16 protein-coding genes are annotated in these 18,310 nt (G+C 50.0%); 7 read left to right on the forward strand and 9 right to left on the reverse strand.

What is annotated here, in order from left to right; translation table 11 throughout:
• Nucleotides 1-3: 3 nt before the first annotated feature.
• Nucleotides 4-498: an SDR family NAD(P)-dependent oxidoreductase gene (locus VNZ60_RS11265; protein WP_325659203.1), complete on the reverse strand. Its 495-nt coding sequence runs from the start codon at nucleotides 496-498 to the stop codon at nucleotides 4-6.
• Here VNZ60_RS11265 and VNZ60_RS11270 point away from each other — a divergent pair.
• The gene (locus VNZ60_RS11270) at nucleotides 475-822 is read left to right on the forward strand and encodes an AAA family ATPase (protein ID WP_325659128.1); all 348 of its coding nucleotides are present in this window, start codon (nucleotides 475-477) and stop codon (nucleotides 820-822) included. The two genes, VNZ60_RS11265 and VNZ60_RS11270, sit on opposite strands and share 24 nt — an antisense overlap.
• Here the strand turns inward: VNZ60_RS11270 and dgt are convergent.
• The 6 genes from dgt to VNZ60_RS11300 form a co-directional block, all read right to left on the reverse strand.
• The gene (gene dgt, locus VNZ60_RS11275) at nucleotides 706-1,296 is read right to left on the reverse strand and encodes a dGTP triphosphohydrolase (RefSeq protein WP_325659130.1); all 591 of its coding nucleotides are present in this window, start codon (nucleotides 1,294-1,296) and stop codon (nucleotides 706-708) included. The two genes, VNZ60_RS11270 and dgt, sit on opposite strands and share 117 nt — an antisense overlap.
• Nucleotides 1,297-1,385: 89 nt before the next feature.
• On the reverse strand, nucleotides 1,386-4,805 hold the full coding sequence (locus VNZ60_RS11280; RefSeq protein ID WP_325659131.1) for a DEAD/DEAH box helicase family protein: 3,420 nt from the start codon (nucleotides 4,803-4,805) through the stop codon (nucleotides 1,386-1,388).
• Nucleotides 4,806-6,026: a restriction endonuclease subunit S gene (locus VNZ60_RS11285; protein WP_325659133.1), complete on the reverse strand. Its 1,221-nt coding sequence runs from the start codon at nucleotides 6,024-6,026 to the stop codon at nucleotides 4,806-4,808.
• A complete protein-coding gene (locus VNZ60_RS11290) occupies nucleotides 6,023-7,561 on the reverse strand; it encodes a class I SAM-dependent DNA methyltransferase (RefSeq protein ID WP_325659135.1) in 1,539 nt (512 codons plus the stop codon). The genes VNZ60_RS11285 and VNZ60_RS11290 overlap by 4 nt, the downstream gene beginning before the upstream one ends.
• 160 nt (nucleotides 7,562-7,721) lie before the next feature.
• Nucleotides 7,722-8,645, reverse strand: coding sequence for an N-6 DNA methylase (locus VNZ60_RS11295; RefSeq protein WP_325659137.1), 924 nt, complete (start codon nucleotides 8,643-8,645; stop codon nucleotides 7,722-7,724).
• 357 nt (nucleotides 8,646-9,002) lie between these two features.
• Nucleotides 9,003-9,500, reverse strand: a complete 498-nt coding sequence (locus VNZ60_RS11300; protein ID WP_325659205.1) for an HAD domain-containing protein — start codon at nucleotides 9,498-9,500, stop codon at nucleotides 9,003-9,005.
• Between the two features lie 622 nt (nucleotides 9,501-10,122).
• On the opposite strand from VNZ60_RS11300, the gene VNZ60_RS11305 reads away from it, so the two are divergent.
• From VNZ60_RS11305 to VNZ60_RS11325, 5 genes are all read left to right on the forward strand, one after another.
• Complete coding sequence (locus VNZ60_RS11305) at nucleotides 10,123-10,548, forward strand: hypothetical protein (RefSeq protein ID WP_325659139.1); 426 nt, start codon at nucleotides 10,123-10,125, stop codon at nucleotides 10,546-10,548.
• Between the two features lie 133 nt (nucleotides 10,549-10,681).
• Nucleotides 10,682-12,253 carry a recombinase family protein gene (locus VNZ60_RS11310; protein WP_325659140.1) on the forward strand — a complete coding sequence of 524 codons (1,572 nt, stop codon included), beginning with the start codon at nucleotides 10,682-10,684 and terminating at the stop codon, nucleotides 12,251-12,253.
• Nucleotides 12,254-12,282: 29 nt separating this feature from the next.
• On the forward strand, nucleotides 12,283-13,152 hold the full coding sequence (locus VNZ60_RS11315; RefSeq protein ID WP_325659207.1) for a plasmid partitioning protein RepB C-terminal domain-containing protein: 870 nt from the start codon (nucleotides 12,283-12,285) through the stop codon (nucleotides 13,150-13,152).
• Nucleotides 13,128-14,033, forward strand: coding sequence for a plasmid partitioning protein RepB C-terminal domain-containing protein (locus VNZ60_RS11320; RefSeq protein ID WP_325659141.1), 906 nt, complete (start codon nucleotides 13,128-13,130; stop codon nucleotides 14,031-14,033). Before VNZ60_RS11315 ends, VNZ60_RS11320 begins: the two co-directional genes overlap by 25 nt.
• 103 nt (nucleotides 14,034-14,136) lie before the next feature.
• Nucleotides 14,137-15,045, forward strand: a complete 909-nt coding sequence (locus VNZ60_RS11325) for a pentapeptide repeat-containing protein (protein WP_325659142.1) — start codon at nucleotides 14,137-14,139, stop codon at nucleotides 15,043-15,045.
• Nucleotides 15,046-15,228: 183 nt separating this feature from the next.
• Here the strand turns inward: VNZ60_RS11325 and VNZ60_RS11330 are convergent, their stop codons facing one another.
• Entirely contained in the window at nucleotides 15,229-16,134 is a 906-nt protein-coding gene (locus tag VNZ60_RS11330) for a hypothetical protein (protein ID WP_325659144.1), read from the reverse strand.
• A 527-nt stretch (nucleotides 16,135-16,661) separates the two neighbouring features.
• Between VNZ60_RS11330 and VNZ60_RS11335 the strand changes: the two genes are divergently transcribed.
• Nucleotides 16,662-17,705, forward strand: a complete 1,044-nt coding sequence (locus tag VNZ60_RS11335) for a hypothetical protein (RefSeq protein WP_325659146.1) — start codon at nucleotides 16,662-16,664, stop codon at nucleotides 17,703-17,705.
• A gap of 254 nt (nucleotides 17,706-17,959) precedes the next feature.
• Here VNZ60_RS11335 and VNZ60_RS11340 read toward each other — a convergent pair whose 3' ends face one another.
• The gene (locus tag VNZ60_RS11340) at nucleotides 17,960-18,280 is read right to left on the reverse strand and encodes a hypothetical protein (RefSeq protein WP_325659147.1); all 321 of its coding nucleotides are present in this window, start codon (nucleotides 18,278-18,280) and stop codon (nucleotides 17,960-17,962) included.
• Nucleotides 18,281-18,310 lie beyond the last annotated feature (30 nt).

An 18,310-nucleotide genomic window follows, 5' to 3' on the forward strand; every position in this document is an offset into this window, starting at 1 on the left:
CCGTCAGCCGCTAGTGTGCCAAGCCAATGCGATTCGCCGCACACCTGGTACATCGCCCTGCTTGCGTTTGGCCGCCGCGAGTGCGGGCGGCCGCACCATGCCGGGATAAATCGAATTGACGCGGATGTTATGCGCGGCATAGCGGATCGCATTCATGTTCGCCATCCGCAGCGCTGCCTTCGCGACATGTTCGGCGGCCTCTTGCCGCTCACCGTCCATGCCGCACAGCGACAGCACATTGACGATGGAGCCGCCGCCGGCCCGCGCCATTGCGGGAATCACATGCTTGCTGCACAAGATGCTGCCGTGGACATTGGCTTGCATCGCTTTTTCCCATTGTTTTATCGATAGTCCCTGCGCAGACGGATTATCGGCATTGATACCGGCGCTGTTGATCAGGATATCGATGCGGCCGAAATACGCCTCAGCCGCCGCCATCGTCCGCTGCACCGCGTTGTTGTCGCTGACATCGAGTTGCCAGAAGCGGGCGCGGTCTATCGAATTTTTCGCGACTTTAGTTGGCCGTCAACTGGACTATTAGATTTCGCGCGCTTCAACGTAATCTACGGATGGAACGGGGCGGGTAAGACCTCGCTCTCCAACATATTTCGCCAAATCCAGCGAAAGGTACCTCTGACCGAAGGACAAATCGAAATACTTGTTGAGCAAACTCGTGTGTCAGGGGCGGACTTTGCGAGCGCACCATTACCTGCCGTCCGAACGTTCAATCGCGACGCAGTGGACCGAAATATTTTCGAGATACCAAGCGACATCTTTATGCAGGGTCGGATATTTCAACAAGCCCAACAGCGTTCTGCGTGAAAGATCAATGCCATGAACCGGAGAGTATTCGCCCAGCCTTGTAACGATCCTGAGTGTCTGTCCGTTACCTTCAAATCCACCATGATCCTTCATGATTGAATTCAACGCGATTTCACCACCGTGCCCGAACGGCGGATGCCCCAGGTCGTGAGCAAGACAAATTGCCTCAATAAGACTAAAGGAGGGAATTAGCCCCATGTACTCGGAATTGGCTTTATAGAGCTCCTTAAGTTGTTCGCAAATGCTTGAACCAATTTGCGCCACCTCCAAAGAATGAGTCAGGCGCGTCCGGTAGAAATCGCTCTCACCAAGACTTAAAACTTGGGTTTTTGATTGCAGTCTACGAAATGAAGATGAATGAATAATGCGCGCACGATCACGCTGATATTCCGCATCAACTAAAGATGAGTTGAAGGGCTTTCCAACATATGCTTCGTCGGCACTTCTTTTTCTCGCAATCCATACGTCTTGCATAGTCCCATTCCTCCGGTCTCTAACATACAGCTCATTTGATGTTGAATTGCCCCAACTTTTCTAGATACCACCAAGCCAAGACCTTATCTCTAGGCCGCCGCGCGGCTCCGAATTTCGCCGAGAATCTGAAACAGCAAATCCACTTGAGCCGTCGGAAATACCCCATCCGGGCCGGTAGGGCTGATATCGGTGAATGGCGATTCGTACAGCCGATCGGCTTCCATTACGCCGTTCTGCGTCAGCTCTTGCACGATCAGGTCGATGAACTCGATCTGATCTGGTGTCACCGTGCTGCCACTGATGAATTGGCTGAGCGCCTCGGCGACCGCTTCGCGATCTAGGCCAACCAGGGAGCGGATGAACAAGCCCAACCCGTTCGCCTGTTCTTTTGCGCGCGCAATGTGGCCTGGCGTGGCACCAGCTGCTTCTAGCATGATCTCCAGTTCTGTGAGATCGCTTGGCGTCAGTTGTTGGTTGCGGCGCAGCCGTTGCAGCGAGAGGTGGTTTTCGTGGGCGCGCAAGAACTGCCGTGCCTTGTCCTTGAATTTGCTCCAGTTCATGCCGACGCTGACCTCCGGCAAATCGACGTGCGCTTCGTCGCCCAGCTCATCCTCAAAATCGGTGTAGACAATTTTCTTCTTGCTCTTTTCAATCAGTTTCACCAGCGCGCGCAACCTTCTACGTACGGTTTCCAGCATCGCCACGGTAACGTCTTGCCACCACTCTTCACTAGCCAGCGATTGAATCAGCACCATCTCGGCCTTGATCGCCGGGATCGCTTCCTGCGTTTCAAGCGCGGCTGCAATGGCCTGGATTCTGTCACGCAGGCCGGCGAAACCCGGCTGTGCCTGCAAGATAGCAAGCTGGGTGCGCAACAACAGCAGGTCGAAGCGCTTGGCTTCTTCGTCACTGTCGGTAAGCTCGGTCGGCAGATCTGCTAGCTTGCCGCCCAGCGCGATGTAATCGTCCGGCCCAAGCTGCTGCCAGGCGGTTTCCTGCGTAAATTTTTCCACTGCACGGCGCTGGGTGCGGACGATGAAATTGTCGACATTCATCGCCGCCACCTGCTGATGCAAGAAAGCCGCGAGGTCCTTGCGCAACTGCGGTTCATCCACACGATCACCGTAGGCGGTGGCCTCTTGGGCAACGCCAAGTACGTGGTCTTGCACGGCGTGTTGCACAACGCGCGCGTCCAGCGCCGCGATCATTTCCAGGCGCGTGCGAAACAAGCGCGTACCCAGCGCCACGGTGGCAGAACCGTCGGAACGATCCGGGTTCTGGCTGAAAAACTCCAGATTCTGGCAATAGTCAAAAATAAAGAAAAATTGCTTGTCCTCACCTGGCCCAAACAGATCCGGGCACAGGCGCGTGCCGCGCCCCAGCATCTGCCAGAACTTGGTCTTTGATCGCACAATTTTGAAGAACACCAGATTGACCGCCTCCGGCACATCGATGCCGGTATCGAGCATGTCGACTGAAATGGCAATATGCGGTGCGCTATCCTTCTTTGAAAAATTGTCGATCAGACTCTGCGCGTATTCGGTCTTGTAGGTCACCACGCGCGCGAAGTGACCTTTGTCCTTCGGATAATTGACGCCGAAACGCTCAGAGATAAAATCAGCGTGGTCGTTATTCTTGGCAAAGATGATGGTCTTGCCCAAGCGGTCGCCACCGGCCACCTTCTGGCCCTTGCTCATCAAATGCGCCAGCACCTTGTCAACCGTGTCGATATTAAACAGCCAGGTGTTCAGCGCTGCGGCATCCACCGCATCTGGGATGTTGCCGTCTTCATCCCACTCCAGGGCATCCCAATCTTCCTTTTCCTGTTCCGACAGATCGTCGTACTTGATGCCTTCGCGCTGGAACTTGAGCGGCACCGACACTGCGCGCGGCGGCACCAGATGTTTGTCCGCCACGGCTTCGTCCAGGCCGTAGGCATCGGTCGGCACGCCGCTTTCCAGGTCGAACAAACCGTAGGTGTTGTGGTCGATCTCATCCTTCGGCGTAGCGGTCAAGCCGACCAGCAGCGTATCGAAGTAATCGAAAATGGCGCGATATTTCTGGTACACCGAGCGGTGCGCTTCGTCGATGATGATCAAGTCGAAATGGCCAACGCCAAAGCGGCGCTGGTTATCCGAGGTGTCATCGATCAAGCCCATCATGGTGGGGTAGGTCGATACATACACCCGGCCTTCAGTATTCTTCTCCGTCACCAGATTCACCGGCGAGGCGTCCGGCAAGTGTTTCTTGAACGCGCCTACCGCCTGGTTCACCAAAGCCACCCGATCCGCCAGGAACAGCACGCGCTTGGCCCAGTTGCAGCGCATCAGCAAATCGGCCAAGGCAATCACGGTACGGGTCTTGCCGGCGCCGGTGGCCATCACCACCAACGCCTTGCGCTGGCGATCGGTCTCAAAACTCTGGCCGATGCGGCGGATAGCGCGGGTTTGATAGTAGCGGTTGACGATGCCAGCATCGATCACGCCTTGCGCCAGTGGTTTGCGGCTGGCGCGGCGCTGGATGGTCAGTTCCAGTTCATCCTTTTTATAAAATCCCTGGACCCGGCGCGGCGCATAACTGGCGTCGTCCCAGATCCAGTGTTCGTAACCGTTGGAGTAGAAAATCACCGGGCGCTGGCCGTATTGCTGCTCCAGGCAATCGGCGTACAACTTGGCCTGCTGCTGGCCGACGGTGGGCGAGCGCAGTGTTTTTTTTGCCTCGATCAACGCCAGCGGTTTGCCGTCATCACCCCACAGCACATAGTCGACGTAACCTTTGCCCGCTGTGTTAGGCATGCCGCTCACCTCAACCTCGAAATTCTTGGCTGGGATCAAATCCCAGCCGGCTTCTTTCAACAGCAGGTCGATGAAGTAATCGCGGGTTTCGGCTTCGGAATAGTCATGCGTGTCCGGCTGTGCGGCGTTGGCCTTTTTAGCCGCAGCGACTTGCTCACGCAATTGCTGCAACTCCCGATCGAGTGCGGCGCGGTCGTTGAGCAGGGCGGAGAGTTTTTCATCGCGCTCGCGCAACTGGGCTTCAAGCTGCTGCAATTGCGCCAGGCTTTGCAGCGGCGCAGTTGCAGCGCTCGGCATCAGCGCCGGCACGAAGCGCAAGCCTGGCTCTGGCCTGGCGCACTGGCCGTAGCTGCGCGCCACCCAGTAGCAGAAATGGAATAATTCGCGGGTGGCGGTGAGGGCGTCGTTCGGCGTGATCTTGCGGGTGCTGTGCACCGCGAAATTGCCGAGGTCCTTGAGAATTTTCGCCTTGGCGAACAGCGCCTCGCCCACCAGTTGGCGGAAGCTCGGCTCGTGAATCAGCGCCGCCAGATTATCCTGGTAAGGCAGGCGCAACGCCTTGTCGTGCTTGTAAAGCCAGGCCACCGTCAATTCCAGGGTGCGCCTGGCGTAGAAGCAAGAGGCTCTGGCATCCGTATTCGCCATTCCTTCCGCCTTCACGGCTGCTTCGTGGAGCAAAGACCATTCAGATTGGAGGAAGGCGAAGTTGCTCATTTAGAGTTTTCCACTGAAGGCGCGTTGTTGGAGGACGACGAAGAGAGTGTCGTGTTGGGACAGCGATTTCTTGTAAGCAGCCTTAATCTGTTCAATACATCTAAGTCGATTTGCAAATGTCTGCTGGAGGTCTAACGATGGGAGTCCGACATTGATCGACAACACTTTGTCTTGCGAGATATTTTTCATTGAACCGCTAGTCCCAGAGGCACGCCGTGCAATTTCTGCTCGGAATTTTCTCTGCCGAAACAATTGGGCAACAAAAAGAGGTTCAGCTCGCGGTATTTCGTGCCACACGAACCGCCACAGCTTATCGGAAAGCAACATATTTGGCGGCGTGTGCTTTACATACGCCGTTGCCCCAATCAGGTCCGTCGTATTCGCTCGACTAAAAAGCAAGTCACCATCCCTAACGAAATAGGATTTTGCGGGCACGTAGTTTGCGGGAGCAGCTTTGGATTCATGTGGTTTGTATTCCAAAGAAGTTACGGCACTAACCTTCAGCACGCGAAAAGATGATGTGACGTCGTCTTTGTCATCAGCAGCGACACTTTTACCGCTTTCAAATCCAGCAACAAAGTGCGATACCGGCTTCGATTGCCACCGATGATTTTGACCCATCAACTCCCCAAACATCTCGATGAAAATGGCCTGCGTGAGTCTATCCAATTGCGCCAAGGCTTCTCGGTGTTTAGCTCTGAGCGCATCGGCTACGTCCAGAATTGCGGCGATGCGGCTTTGTTCAGCGCGAGGAAATAGGGGAATGTCGAGATTTAGGCAGCGCTCTATATTCAGATTCGATATATTCGTGGTCTGTTGTCCGAAGCTTCTCAAGAGAGCCTGTGTTCTGTCGGCCGAAAACCACCAATACAAAAATCGAGGTTCTATTTGCGTCGGGTTTGCCCTAAGCACTGAAACAAAACCGCCAAAGGTCGTACGCCATGACAAATTAGGAATCCAGCAACACTTTCCGACAAGATTCCAGCTATTCGCACTGGATACCAAAAGGTCACCTTCTTTGAGTATCTGCTCTGGTCTACGCACAAAATCTTCGGAAACTGCCCATATGTCGTCACAATCCAGCGATTTTTGAATATTTTTTGTTCGCAGGCAGACGACAGTTCCCTCTGTGCCAACGGGAACGATATCGTCAGGTTTGAAATTTATTCCTCTTAAGAACTGGGCCACGTCACCCAGCCTAACGTGTTTAACAGAAGTCACTTGAGCATCCCTTCAAGCTCTTTCATCCCTGCATGAATCTCGGCGCCCAGCTTGGCAATCCCTGCAAGAATGTCCTTCGGGGATTGCTGCTCAATCGCGTCATGTATCACTTCCTTGTGTCGATTAATGGAAAGATCGTAACCGCTCGCGGCAATGTCAGCCTTTGGAACACAAAAACTCTGTTCGGTGCGAGCGCGTTCCAGTTCTGATGTAGCGCGCTTAGTCCAGCGTGACAGCACGTCCGGCAGATTATTTTTAACGTGTTCGGCTTCGGTCAATGCTTGCACTGGCGTAGCCCCAAGCTTTTCCTGCGACAGCAGCGGCTGGCGCTTGTCGTCGAGGCTCCAACCGTCTGCCTGCATGTCGTAGAACCAGACGTGGTCGGTGCCGCCCGAATTGGTTTTGGTGAACAGCAGGATGGCGGTAGAGACGCCGGCATAGGGCTTGAACACTCCAGCAGGCAGGGAAATCACCGCATCCAGTTTCTGTTCTTCGACTATCATCCGGCGCAATTCCTTGTGCGCTTTGGATGAGCCAAATAACACACCGTCCGGCACAATCACCGCCGCCCGGCCGCCGGGTTTGAGCAAGCGCAGAAACAGCGCGAGGAATAGCAGTTCGGTTTTCTTGGTCTTGACGATTGCCAGCAAATCCTTGGCGGTGTTCTCGTAATCAAGCGAACCGGCAAACGGAGGATTGGCGAGGATGAGCGAATATTTTTCCTCGTCGCCAGCATGGTCTTGCGCCAGCGAATCCTTGTAACGGATATCCGGATTATCCACGCCGTGCAACGCCATATTCATGCTGCCGATGCGCAGCATAGTGTTGTCAAAATCATAACCGTGGAACATGCCGTGGTGGAAGTGCTCGCGGGATTCGGCGTCACGCAAGATTTCCGGATGTTTTTCGCGCAGATATTCGCCGGCCGCCACCAGAAATCCGCATGTGCCGCTGGCCGGATCGCAGATCAGATCCTTGGCGGTGGGTGCGGTCAGCGCCACCATCAGTTGAATGATGTGGCGCGGGGTACGGAACTGGCCGTTCTGGCCGGCTGAGGCAATCTTGCCGAGCATGTATTCGTAGACGTCGCCCTTGGTGTCGCGGTCTTCCATCGGTACATGGTCGAGCAGATCGACTACCTTGGCCAGCAGGCCCGGCGTGGGAATGGTGAACCGCGCATCCTTCATGTGCTGCGCGTAGGTGGAGCCGTCGCCACCTCTGCTGCGCAAGAACGGGAAAACGTGCTCATCGACCAGCGCAAACATTTCCGCCGGCGCGAAATTCTTGAAGCGAGACCAGCGCAGATCGTCATAGTCGCGCCCCTTGGCATCCTGACCCTCCGGGAAAACCCGGCGCGCGATCGGCTTGCCGAGGCGCACGGCCCTGCTTTCTTCGAGAGTGTGGAGATCGTCCAGACGGCGCAGGAACAGCAGATAGGTGATTTGTTCGATGACTTCCAGCGGGTTCGAGATACCGCCGGACCAGAAAGCATTCCAGATTGAATCGATTTGGCTACGTATTTCGCCAGTAAGCATGTGGTGAGTCCTGTGTTTTAACTATTAGCAGCTGCCGCGGGTGTTTGACAGCAAATTTCTTTTGCATTTCGACAATGTTATATCAGAACCGTGGGTAATGGCCGTGCAAAATCCCCACGAACCTACGATTTACATTTCGATGTAAGGTTTTGATTTTGTTTTATCTCAAGTCGTTTAGAGTGCTTTCCAGTCGTTGTTCCAGATCCGCGAGTTTCGCTTTCAAAACCGCTCGCTCGGCACGAACCGAAAGAATGTCAATTTCATCTTCAAGTTCCGCCACCTGTACATAAGGAGGAATGTTCAAGTTATAGCCGTGGTCCCTAACGCTTTCTAGAGTCGAGAGGTGCGCATACCCTTCGACAGACTGTCGTGCATTGTAGGTATTCAAAAGACGTTTGACGTGCGTTGATGTAAGCCTGTTTTGGATTTTATTGGATTCAAAATCTCTGCTAGCATCGATGAATATTATGTTTTTGTCGGATTTATTATTACGAAAAATGAGAATAGCGATTGGAATGGCTGTGCCTGCAAATAGTTTTGCGGGTAGGCCAATAACTGCGTCAAGTAGATTCTCGTCAATTAGCGCCTGTCTGATTTTTTCTTCTGCACCGCCCCGAAATAAGACGCCATGAGGGACGACAACTGCCATACGACCTGTCTTCGGCTCTAGCGATTCGATCATATGCAATATGAAGGCATAATCTGCACGCGACCGAGGTGGAACTCCGCGCTGAAATCGCTTGAATGTATCGAATTCGGCATCTTCCGATGCCCATGGCATTGAAAAGGGAGGGTTGCCAAGAACTATATCGAAATGCATTAGTCCGCCGTGCTCATTAATAAGCATGGGACTACGTAACGTGTCCCCACATACAATATGGTCCGTATTCATGCGATGGAAAAACATATTGAGCTTGGCTATTCGCCAAATAGAAATGTTCTTTTCCTGTCCGTACAACGAGCAGCAACCATCTGTTTTTTGATTTCTAATTATTTCTTCACAGCGAAGCAACATAGTGCCCGTTCCACATGCGGGGTCGTAGATTTTCTCGTCAGCCTTCGGTTGCAATAGTTGAGCGAGCAATTCTGATAAGCGTAAAGCAAGAAGTTGCCTATCACCTTGTGCACACGGGTCTGCTACCGTCGGCTATAAATATCTTGGGGAAAAAGAAATGTCGTTTGATTCGACAAGCTGATATTGATGACTTCCAAGCTACTTATGTCTCGATAACCCACTTGGCTAGATTTAAAAAAACATCGCCAAAAGCGCTAATAAATTTCTTAACTTCCGTGGGAATCCAGCCAATAGCCGGTCCCGGAGTAAATGGATGTAGGCAATATTTTTTCCGACGAGCAGATATACCAATCGAATATAGAAATTGCCTTAGCAGCTAGAGAACATTCCTAAAAATGAATTGCGGTTCCAGAGATTGCAAAGCGCCTATACCAAACTCATCAGCCGCCTACGTAATCGCAATGCAGCTTCATGCGTCAATCCTAGTGAGCGGTCACATAGAAAGAGTTCTTCGCAGTCCGACGGGAAAGATGAGGCACGGTCATCTAAGGCAATCCATCTTGCAGCGGGCCGATGTTGTTCTAACCAGGCAAGACATTCAATATGTCGCTCGTGCTGTAGATTAAGTTGGCCGTCGCTCAAATCCATCAGTCCTATAAATGGAGTGACCCCAACAATCGATGCCTGTAACGACTCAGGAAAATGCTTCGCCATTTCTTCAGGCGACCTAACTTCTCGACAGACATTTTGTGCAGCGTAACCGCCTGAATAAAAGACTTTACGCCAGTCGCTGGAAATGACGATCTCGATCCCATCTATTCCGCTCATTGCGGTTTCAAGATTTACCATGTTAGAAAACAGTTGGTCTCTACTACAGGGATCTGGATGCAGAACACCATCGAAGTCTAGAAAGAGGCACGCCATATATGTCAAATAGTCTCGTTAATTTCACATCGAAAATTTAATCGCCTCTACAAAAGGCCAAAATAGCTTACCGCAACTGTCTTGCCGCTTTAAACAAAAAAGCCTCGGTTTAAATCGAGGCTTTTTTGTTTGTGAGGGTCACGCTAGAAAATTGTAGGATTTTTTCACTTTCTGTGCGATTAAATTTTCACTTAGGTGCGACAGTTTTCACGTTCTCTGCGACCCTACACATGTAGGGACTCACAGAAGATGAAAATTCGAGACCTTGATTTTTAAGGAAATTTTCAGTCCTGTGAGACAACGTTCATCCCACTCTGTCTCAGAGTTAGTGAAAAAATCCTACTTTTTCTCAAATAAGATGAAAACGCTGTCGACGTCCGAATTATACGGGTAAATCTCGGGCATGACCTCCAAGCAACTGTTCGCATCAAGCCCGAACAACATTGCTAGTTGAGAAAATACAGACGATCAATGATGTGAGCTATGGAGGGAAGTGTTTCGAGATGTCGAGGTCGGTTCTTGGCTAAATGCCAGGAAGCAATGACCATCGAATAGATAGAGACTACGTCCACAGATATCTACAATCCTCATTGTCTAGTTTGTATTGACGTGGAGGTTGTTGATGGAAAGCAAACTCTGCCCTGGTTGTGGCGAATCGTTTCAACCGCGTTCTCAAACTCCGAATCAATACTATTGCTCAAAGGAAGCGTGTCAGCGAGAGCGACGCCGCCTTTGGCAACAACAGAAGCGTCAGTCTGATCCGGACTATTACGACAATCAGATGCGAGCCCAACATGCCTGGATCGAGCGTAATCCGGGTTATTGGCGGCAATATCGCATCCTGCATCCCAATTATGTCAAACGCAATCGCGTCAAACAATCCCGCCGCCATGCCAAACGCAAAAAAGAGATGATTGCAAAGATGGACGCGTCAATTCTGGGATTTCCTCTCTCATCAGGCATCTACCGGTTGATTACATTAGGCGAACCAAAAATTGCAAAGATGGACGCGTGGACGGTGGAACTCACTCTCATAATCGCCACGTGAGGCCAGCGAACAAGTATTGCAAAGAGAGGACTCGTGGCACTTTGTAATCTTCCTGCTAATTTACTATTTACACGTCCTTGCAACTTGCCACGCAAATGGTCGAGGTCAGTGCTGCCACGGTATGGAGCAAAAAATGTATTTGGAACGAGATCAAGATAGCAGCGGCTCCTTCGAGCGAACCGATACTCTCCAAGCAGCGGAATACGTGCGCATGTCGACAGAACACCAGCAATATTCCACAGACAACCAGCGTCAAAGGATTCGCGAATACGCGGCAAAGCGCAATTTCACAATCGTCAAAACGTATGCCGACGAGGGAAAAAGTGGCCTTCGCATTGATGGGAGGCTCGCTTTGCAGCAATTGATTAGTGATGTGGAGACAGGTGCCGCCAACTTTAAAATCATCCTGGTCTACGATGTAAGCCGCTGGGGGAGGTTTCAAGACGCCGATGAAAGTGCCTACTACGAATACATCTGCAAGCGCGCCGGAATTCAAGTCGCCTACTGCGCCGAACAATTTGAAAACGATGGATCGCCGGTGTCCACGATCGTTAAGGGGGTCAAGCGGGCGATGGCCGGTGAGTATAGCCGGGAGCTATCCGCTAAAGTATTCGCCGGGCAATGCCGTCTTATCGAATTGGGTTTTCGCCAAGGCGGACCTGCAGGTTACGGCCTGCGTCGGCTTCTAGTTGATCAACAAGGATTGATGAAAGGAGAACTGAAACGCGGCGAGCATAAGAGTCTGCAAACCGATCGCGTAATCCTTGTGCCCGGTCCAGACGAGGAAGTACGCGTGGTAAATCAAATCTATAGCTGGTTCATAGACAATGCTTTATGTGAGACTGAAATCGCTTGCAGGCTCAATGCAATGAAGACTTATACAGACCTGAACCGTCCATGGACACGCGCAACTGTGCGCGAAGTACTAACAAACGAAAAGTATGTCGGCAATAACATCTACAACCGCATCTCGAACAAACTCAAGAAAATGCGCGTCGTCAATGCACCAGAAATGTGGATCAGAAAGGAGGGGGCGTTCCAGCCAATCGTTTCATCCGAGGTATTTTTTACCGCTCAAGGAATTCTTCGCGCCCGCGCCCGACGCTTCAGTGACGAGGAGCTTATTGAGCGACTACGTTCGCTCTACAAAAATCGTGGGGTTCTTTCAGGATTGATTATTGATGAAATGGACGGTATGCCCGCGTCATCTGTATATGCGCACCGCTTCGGCAGTTTGATTCGCGCGTATCAAATGGTTGGCTTTACTCCCGACAGAGATTATCAATATTTAGAGGTCAATCGGTTCATCCGTCGCCTGCATCCCGAAATTGTTGTGCAGACCGAATCGAAGATTGCGGATGCAGGTGGTCAAATAGTGAGAGACCCTGCCACCGATCTGTTGCAGGTGAATAGGGAGTTCTCAGTATCACTGGTGCTAGCGCGCTGCCAGACTTCGGCATCAGGTCGCAATCGTTGGAAGGTTCGCTTTGATTCGAGTTTAGTTCCAGACATTACGGTCGCTGTACGACTGGATCCTAGCAATCAATTTTCCCTCGATTACTTTCTCTTGCCCTGGATCGACTTTGGTTCACATCATCTCAGTCTGGCGGATCAAAACGCAATCGAGTTTGATAGCTATCGCTTTGACACTCTGGACTATCTGTATGGCATGGCCGAACGAACAAGGCTCAGGAGAGTGGCGTGACTACAGCACACACTCCCGGCGATCTACGCATGATCCCAGTCGACAGCATTGATGTTCTCAATCCGCGCGAACGCAACAGAAAGATATTTGATGAAATTGTTGGAAGCATTCGGTCTGTAGGGCTAAAGAAACCTATTAAAGTGACTCCTCGACTTGGCCGTGCTGGCGATGAACGGTATCTCCTGATCTGTGGCGAGGGCCGCATGAAAGCTTTCAAGACATTGGGAGAAAAAAATATTCCTGCATTCGTGGTATCTGTTAGCGACGAAGACGCGTTCATCATGAGTCTCGCTGAAAATATCGCACGTCGACAATATCGCCCCCTTGAGCTACTCGCAGGGATCGAGTCGCTGCGTGATCGAGGATATGACAAAAAAACCATCTCGGCAAAAACTGGCCTCAGTATTGAACGAGTACATGGCATTCTTGTGTTACTGGAACACGGTGAGGAGCGCTTGCTAGTTGCCGTTGAAAAAGGAAAAATTCCGCTGACCGCTGCATTAACGATAGTCGGAGGAGGCGACGACGACAAGGCGGTGCAAAGAGCACTTCAAGATGCCTATGAATCTGGAAAGCTGCGCGGCAAACAATTGTTTGAAGCAAGACGCGTCATTGAATGCCGACACACATTGGGCAGATCCCTTGGTCGAGGGATGTCACGCAAGAGATCCGATGTCACAACCGCCAGTTTAGTGAGGACATATCAAAAGGAAGTAGATCGCCAGAAGTTGATGGTAAAGAAGGCCGAAATCACTCAGCAGAGATTGTTGTTTGTCGTTGGCGCCTTGCGCCAGCTTCTTGCCAACGAAAATTTCTCCAACTTGCTTAGAGCGGAAGGCCTTGATACCTTACCTACCTATCTTGCAGAACGCGTATGGCCTACGATGAGCATGGCGTGACGGACGGGATCGCCTTGGGATTCTCTATGGAGCCGTTATCGGTTTCATTGACAAATATTCTTCCCTCAAAAAATATCCCGAAAGAATTCGGCGCATCGAGAAAATTTATGCAAATCCGCTCGTCAATCAAAGAAATAGGGTTGATTGAGCCACTCTCGATTACTCCAATCATTCGAAAATCGGAACACCATTTGCTTCTGGATGGACATATGCGTTTTATTGCGCTTCGCGATCTCGGATATGGGGATGCTCCCTGCCTGGTGGCCGTGGACGACGAAAGTTACACCTATAACAGCAGAATCAATCGACTTTCAACGATCCAGGAACACTACATGATTCGTAGGGCAATAGAGCGCGGCGTCCCTGCAAAGCGATTGGCTACAGTCTTAAATATCGACACAAGTCAGATCTTTAAGAAAATGAAATTACTCAACGGTATCTGCCCGGAGGCTGCCGAACTACTTAAGGACCGGCAATTCTCCGCTGACATATCACGAGTGCTGCGTAAGATGAAACCAACCCGCCAGATTGAGTGCGTGGAATTAATGGTTTCAGCCAATACTGTTACGGTCTCCTATGCAGAAGCAATGTTGGTGGCCACTCCCGTTGCAATGCTTGTTGATGGAAAGAAGCCACAAAAATTGGCAGGCGTATCACAGGAACAGATGGTGAAAATGGAACGAGAAATGGAAGGCCTGCAGGGGCAATATAAACTTGTAGAGCAGACCTACGGACACGATGTCCTCAATCTTGTACTTGCGCGTGGATATCTGGTGAAACTGTTGGAAAATCCTGCGGTGACGCGATGTCTATCGCAGAAATTTCCTGAGCTACGATCGGAATTCGAAGCATTGGTAAAGACGGTTGCGTTAGAGCAGTGAAGAGGATAATTTCCCGCTTGCCAATTAGGGTGCCTATATAATGTTATTCCATTGGCACTCGCCAACATACGACAATACCCCCAGAAATCCAGGAGCCAATTGAATGTTGAGGCCCCGTAAACACTTACGCCGCAATCGACTTACTTCCACACCTCCGAAGTCAAGGGCCGCTACTCTCGCAGACAAATTTGAGAAAAATCCGTTGCTACGTATTTGGGTACGGATCAACCAGTCTTTAGCGCTTTTCGCGCTGGCGGTTGCGGCGGTAGGCTTTGCCGTTGCGGTAAAGAAGTTCAACGTCGACGAAAGGAAGACCGACGAGGACCGCGTGGCCAAGGCATGGGACGTCGTGTCTCGAATGAGCGGGAAGCAAAGTAACGGAGGTCAAGTGTCTGCTCTTGAGCGATTGAACTCCTTTGGCATTTCACTTGACTTCGTCGATATTCACAACACATTTGCTGCAGGCGTGAATCTAAGCCATGCCAAACTACACAAGGCAAATTTTTCCGGAGCGAACCTTGAAGGTGTTGATTTGTCAGGGTCCAACTTGGACGAAGCTGACCTATCGGATGCCAACTTGGTCGGCGCAAATCTGTCTGGCGCCCACATGTACCAAGCGAAATTCAGAAACGCAAAGCTGGCATTCGCAAGAATCGATCTCGCCATTGTTATGGCCTCCGACTTGCGAGATGCAGATTTAACTGGTGCCGTGATCGTTTTTGATGACTCCGAAGATGGTGAGGTTTGGGCCGCATTCAGTGATTCTCTGGCCGATGTTCGCGACTTGAAGGACATACAAGCCCTTTTCAACACGGCATGCGCTAATCCAAGATTTGCTCCGGTCATGTATTCACGCTTGGAATTGAAGCCACCACGTCGGCGATGCGCATCCGAACTGGACTATATTCAATATTTGAGAAAATATTCGCGAAAGGACTGGGGCGTCTCGACTGATGAATTGTTCAATTTCCGCTTGCCAAAGCCAGTTGCGAATTCAAGTGTGTCACGATAGTCCTAACACTGTGGAACGTTTGGGTAAAATTCGCAACCACTGCCATGAGTACTTGCCGCACTCACGCGTCCTCGCTCAGGGAGTCAAGCCCAATGCAACTGTCTTGCCAATTCCTACGTAGCACCACGTCGAAATAATAATTTCAGACGACGAATTTAAGAATGTGATTGAACGAGCTAGCAGTCATTTATTTTTTGTAATAAATCGGAGCGACGTCGCACTCCAGCTCACACTTGTTGATTTCAGTTTCCGGCTATCCAAAGTGAAAGCCAGGTCGAGGTTGGACTGACAAAAAAATCGCAAAGCATTAGCCAACCCGTCTTCGACCTGATCGATAGTACGATCAATGTTGTTGGCCCAATCCACCCATTTTTTTCGTTTTTGCGGAGAAAGTGCCACAACATCAATCCGGTCTAGTTCGTGGATTTTTTCCTTGAGTTCGGTCATAGAGCACTCAAGATTCTCATTAAAAAATGCTAGGCCAATAAAATCCCCGATTTTTTCTTCGATGTATTGCAATGGTCGTGCGGATGGGTCTTTGAATTTATGATTTTCGCGCTCGATCTGAGTAGCCTCACGTACTTTTGTTACCGAAGTATCGTCCCGCCGTGCCCGGTCGTGCATCGTTTTGACTGCTACAGGCCCAATAATATCTTTGAATGATTTCAGCGTCTTTTCAGCCCATTTGATTCCACACTGGCGATTGAGCAGATCGGCTATGCGTTTAAGGAGGACGTCCTTCCGACTACGACTGTTATTTAGTATTTCCCGTTGATAATTCAGACGGGCTTGGAAGGCCCTTGCATTCGCCTTGACAGCGAAATCTTTCCCAAAAAGTATTTCACCGCATCGCCACCCGATATTGGTTTCCAAACCAGTACTGACTCTTATCAAATAGCCTTCTTTGTGGCCTTTTCCACAGCCAGCCCTTCCACACGGGTATTCATGGTCAAAATGATATGGCTCAAGCACTTCCGCGAGCTTCGGATCATTAACTTCTAACTTAGCCACATAATTTTTACGCAGCAATAGATCGGCTGGCGATCTAATTTTTCCCTTCGTCGAAAAGCCATCAAATGCTTCTGCCATTAAAGCTCCTTCTCAGAGACTATTTAAACGACAACACTGTATGTATAAACAGTGTAACACTGTCGGCATTAAATGGATCGATTGATATGGGAACCAAACGGTGCCACATAATTTGTTGCACATCTTTAATTATTCTATTGTCATGGAAGTATGAGATGTGAAGAGGAAAACAACTCGAAATGAAAACTAAACACGCTCTGGCTGCGGTAGCTGCTTGCCTAGACAGATGCATTCGCGACTATTTAGAACCATCAAGTGCATTTGCATTGATGGACAAAATCCATATTTATGTCGAAAAAAATATAGTTGCATTAGGCGCAAAGGTACGGATAGAATCAAATCTGTTGTGTTGCCAACAAACCAGCTGCACAGGCTTTTTCGCCTGCATGGTAAATTCAAGCAATGTTTTATCCCGCCTACATGTATGACAAAACCTTTTACACGTCATAGGACTTAGTTGATGGTGCGAGCAGCAGTGCCATTTGCAAAAGCCTAATCATTGATGTGTTTTTAAAAAGGAATTTGTTATGCTGCCTAATCTCAAGTCAGAAGCTTCCGTTCTCCAAAAAATTCTCTCCGCCGAATTCGGAGTGGAACTACCACGTCACAACGCTCTCGCAATCGTAGCTCGGATGAAAGGTTTCACTGGGTACCAAGAGTTGCAGAGGGGATTCGCAAAGATTGCCAATCAGCTTTTCGAAGGAAACGTAGTACACATCACAAATGGCGCTGGCGATATCTCAGGCGAAGACGAGGTTTGCTGCTTCCTTCAGCAAATTCTTGGCCTTCACTATCAAAACCAAAAAATATTCGCTATTGAGACTCGTGGCAACTACATGCCTATGGGCGGTGCGGCAGGCCCTCAGAGCGAAATTTCTTTGTCCGCGCCGCACGATATTTCGGATATAGGCTCTGATTTCAGAGCTTATTTGTTGAAGCCTTATGGCGATACCTTGAATAGATTCAATGTATTTAACGAAATTTTTATCCGGGATCTTAAAAAAGCGTCGGAATTGGTAGACGAAGAATTAACTCACTATTTTGATTTCGGAAAATTTCACAGTGGGATAATCGCCGCCGATTTGAGGTATACGTTCGCTTCTGAAATTCATGCACGTACAAAATTTTCGGTAGTACATCATTTGGCCGTGGAACAGAGCTATAGAAGCTCCTCCTCTTCAGTTAGAAATGCTATTGAAAAGATACAAGCCAATGATCCTGGCTCACTGACCATATGTTGGTTGTCCGGGACAGATATCAGTGGAAGGCGATCAAAAGCGCTGTCTCCCGTCAAAACGGTGGCGCATTCGATAGAAGTCGAAGGGGCAGGTTTTGTTTCTAACGAGCGTGATCGACAATTCTTTTCTGAGGTCATCGATTGCCTAGTCGAGATGAATATTCCGACAATCAAAGTGCCGTACTTAAAAAAATTGGATATGTTCACCAATTTCGGAGCCAGTCTTACGACAAAGATGATCAAGGATCGCGATTTGATATTACGGTCGGTACTGACCCAAATGGCTGCGCATGGGTTTATTCAAGAAAAGGTGTTCTCGCACCGTTCCTCCTAAGCGCAATTGGCTTTCAATCTTTCAGCTGATCCGCGCGACTCCAGTCAATGCCCAAGTCATAAACTGGAGCCGCGTGGTGATTCAAGACGACTACACGATTTGCATTCCTAGCAGCATAAAGCAGGCACGATATGATTACGTCATCTCTCGCTTTTTCTTGATAGTGAATGAGGTGAGTTATTTTTGAATGTGTCCGGGTAATATTGTCCAGCGATTCTGGTAACAAAGATGTTTTACCCGGCTGCACATCCGTTTCATACGCCTCTGAACATGCTGTTTAGCTTGTGGCCATATGCACTCACCGAAATTCCAATTGCAATTATTGCAACGGGAAAAAATATACCGAGCCACGACTCTGGCACCCACCAAAGCGGTAACGTTGGATATATGTCAGCAAGTGTCTTTGTAGGCGCAGGCTGTTTTGCCAAAAGAAAGAGTGCATTAGTCGCGCGAACCGGCACTTGTCCGATGGCGCCTGCAAGGATGAGGAAGACCCCAGTCTTAATCGTCCATTTACCCGATTGAATGATTCTTCCAGGCTCGTCATAAAAATAGTCTTCAATTTTCTCAAACATTGGATACCTTTCTGCTTTTGAACGTCAATA

Source organism: Collimonas sp. (assembly GCF_035566375.1).
Classification (GTDB): Bacteria; Pseudomonadota; Gammaproteobacteria; order Burkholderiales; family Burkholderiaceae_D; genus Collimonas.

Excerpts from the sequence above, each read along its gene's own strand:
- dgt (WP_325659130.1), bottom strand. The coding sequence starts at position 1,296 with ATGCAAGACGTATGGATTGCGAGAAAAAGAAGTGCCGACGAAGCATAT.
- VNZ60_RS11280 (WP_325659131.1), bottom strand. The coding sequence starts at position 4,805 with ATGAGCAACTTCGCCTTCCTCCAATCTGAATGGTCTTTGCTCCACGAA.
- VNZ60_RS11290 (WP_325659135.1), bottom strand. The coding sequence starts at position 7,561 with ATGCTTACTGGCGAAATACGTAGCCAAATCGATTCAATCTGGAATGCT.
- VNZ60_RS11300 (WP_325659205.1), bottom strand. The coding sequence starts at position 9,500 with ATGGCGTGCCTCTTTCTAGACTTCGATGGTGTTCTGCATCCAGATCCC.
- VNZ60_RS11305 (WP_325659139.1), top strand. The coding sequence starts at position 10,123 with ATGGAAAGCAAACTCTGCCCTGGTTGTGGCGAATCGTTTCAACCGCGT.
- VNZ60_RS11310 (WP_325659140.1), top strand. The coding sequence starts at position 10,682 with ATGTATTTGGAACGAGATCAAGATAGCAGCGGCTCCTTCGAGCGAACC.
- VNZ60_RS11315 (WP_325659207.1), top strand. The coding sequence starts at position 12,283 with ATGATCCCAGTCGACAGCATTGATGTTCTCAATCCGCGCGAACGCAAC.
- VNZ60_RS11320 (WP_325659141.1), top strand. The coding sequence starts at position 13,128 with ATGGCCTACGATGAGCATGGCGTGACGGACGGGATCGCCTTGGGATTC.
- VNZ60_RS11325 (WP_325659142.1), top strand. The coding sequence starts at position 14,137 with ATGTTGAGGCCCCGTAAACACTTACGCCGCAATCGACTTACTTCCACA.
- VNZ60_RS11330 (WP_325659144.1), bottom strand. The coding sequence starts at position 16,134 with ATGGCAGAAGCATTTGATGGCTTTTCGACGAAGGGAAAAATTAGATCG.
- VNZ60_RS11335 (WP_325659146.1), top strand. The coding sequence starts at position 16,662 with ATGCTGCCTAATCTCAAGTCAGAAGCTTCCGTTCTCCAAAAAATTCTC.
- VNZ60_RS11340 (WP_325659147.1), bottom strand. The coding sequence starts at position 18,280 with ATGTTTGAGAAAATTGAAGACTATTTTTATGACGAGCCTGGAAGAATC.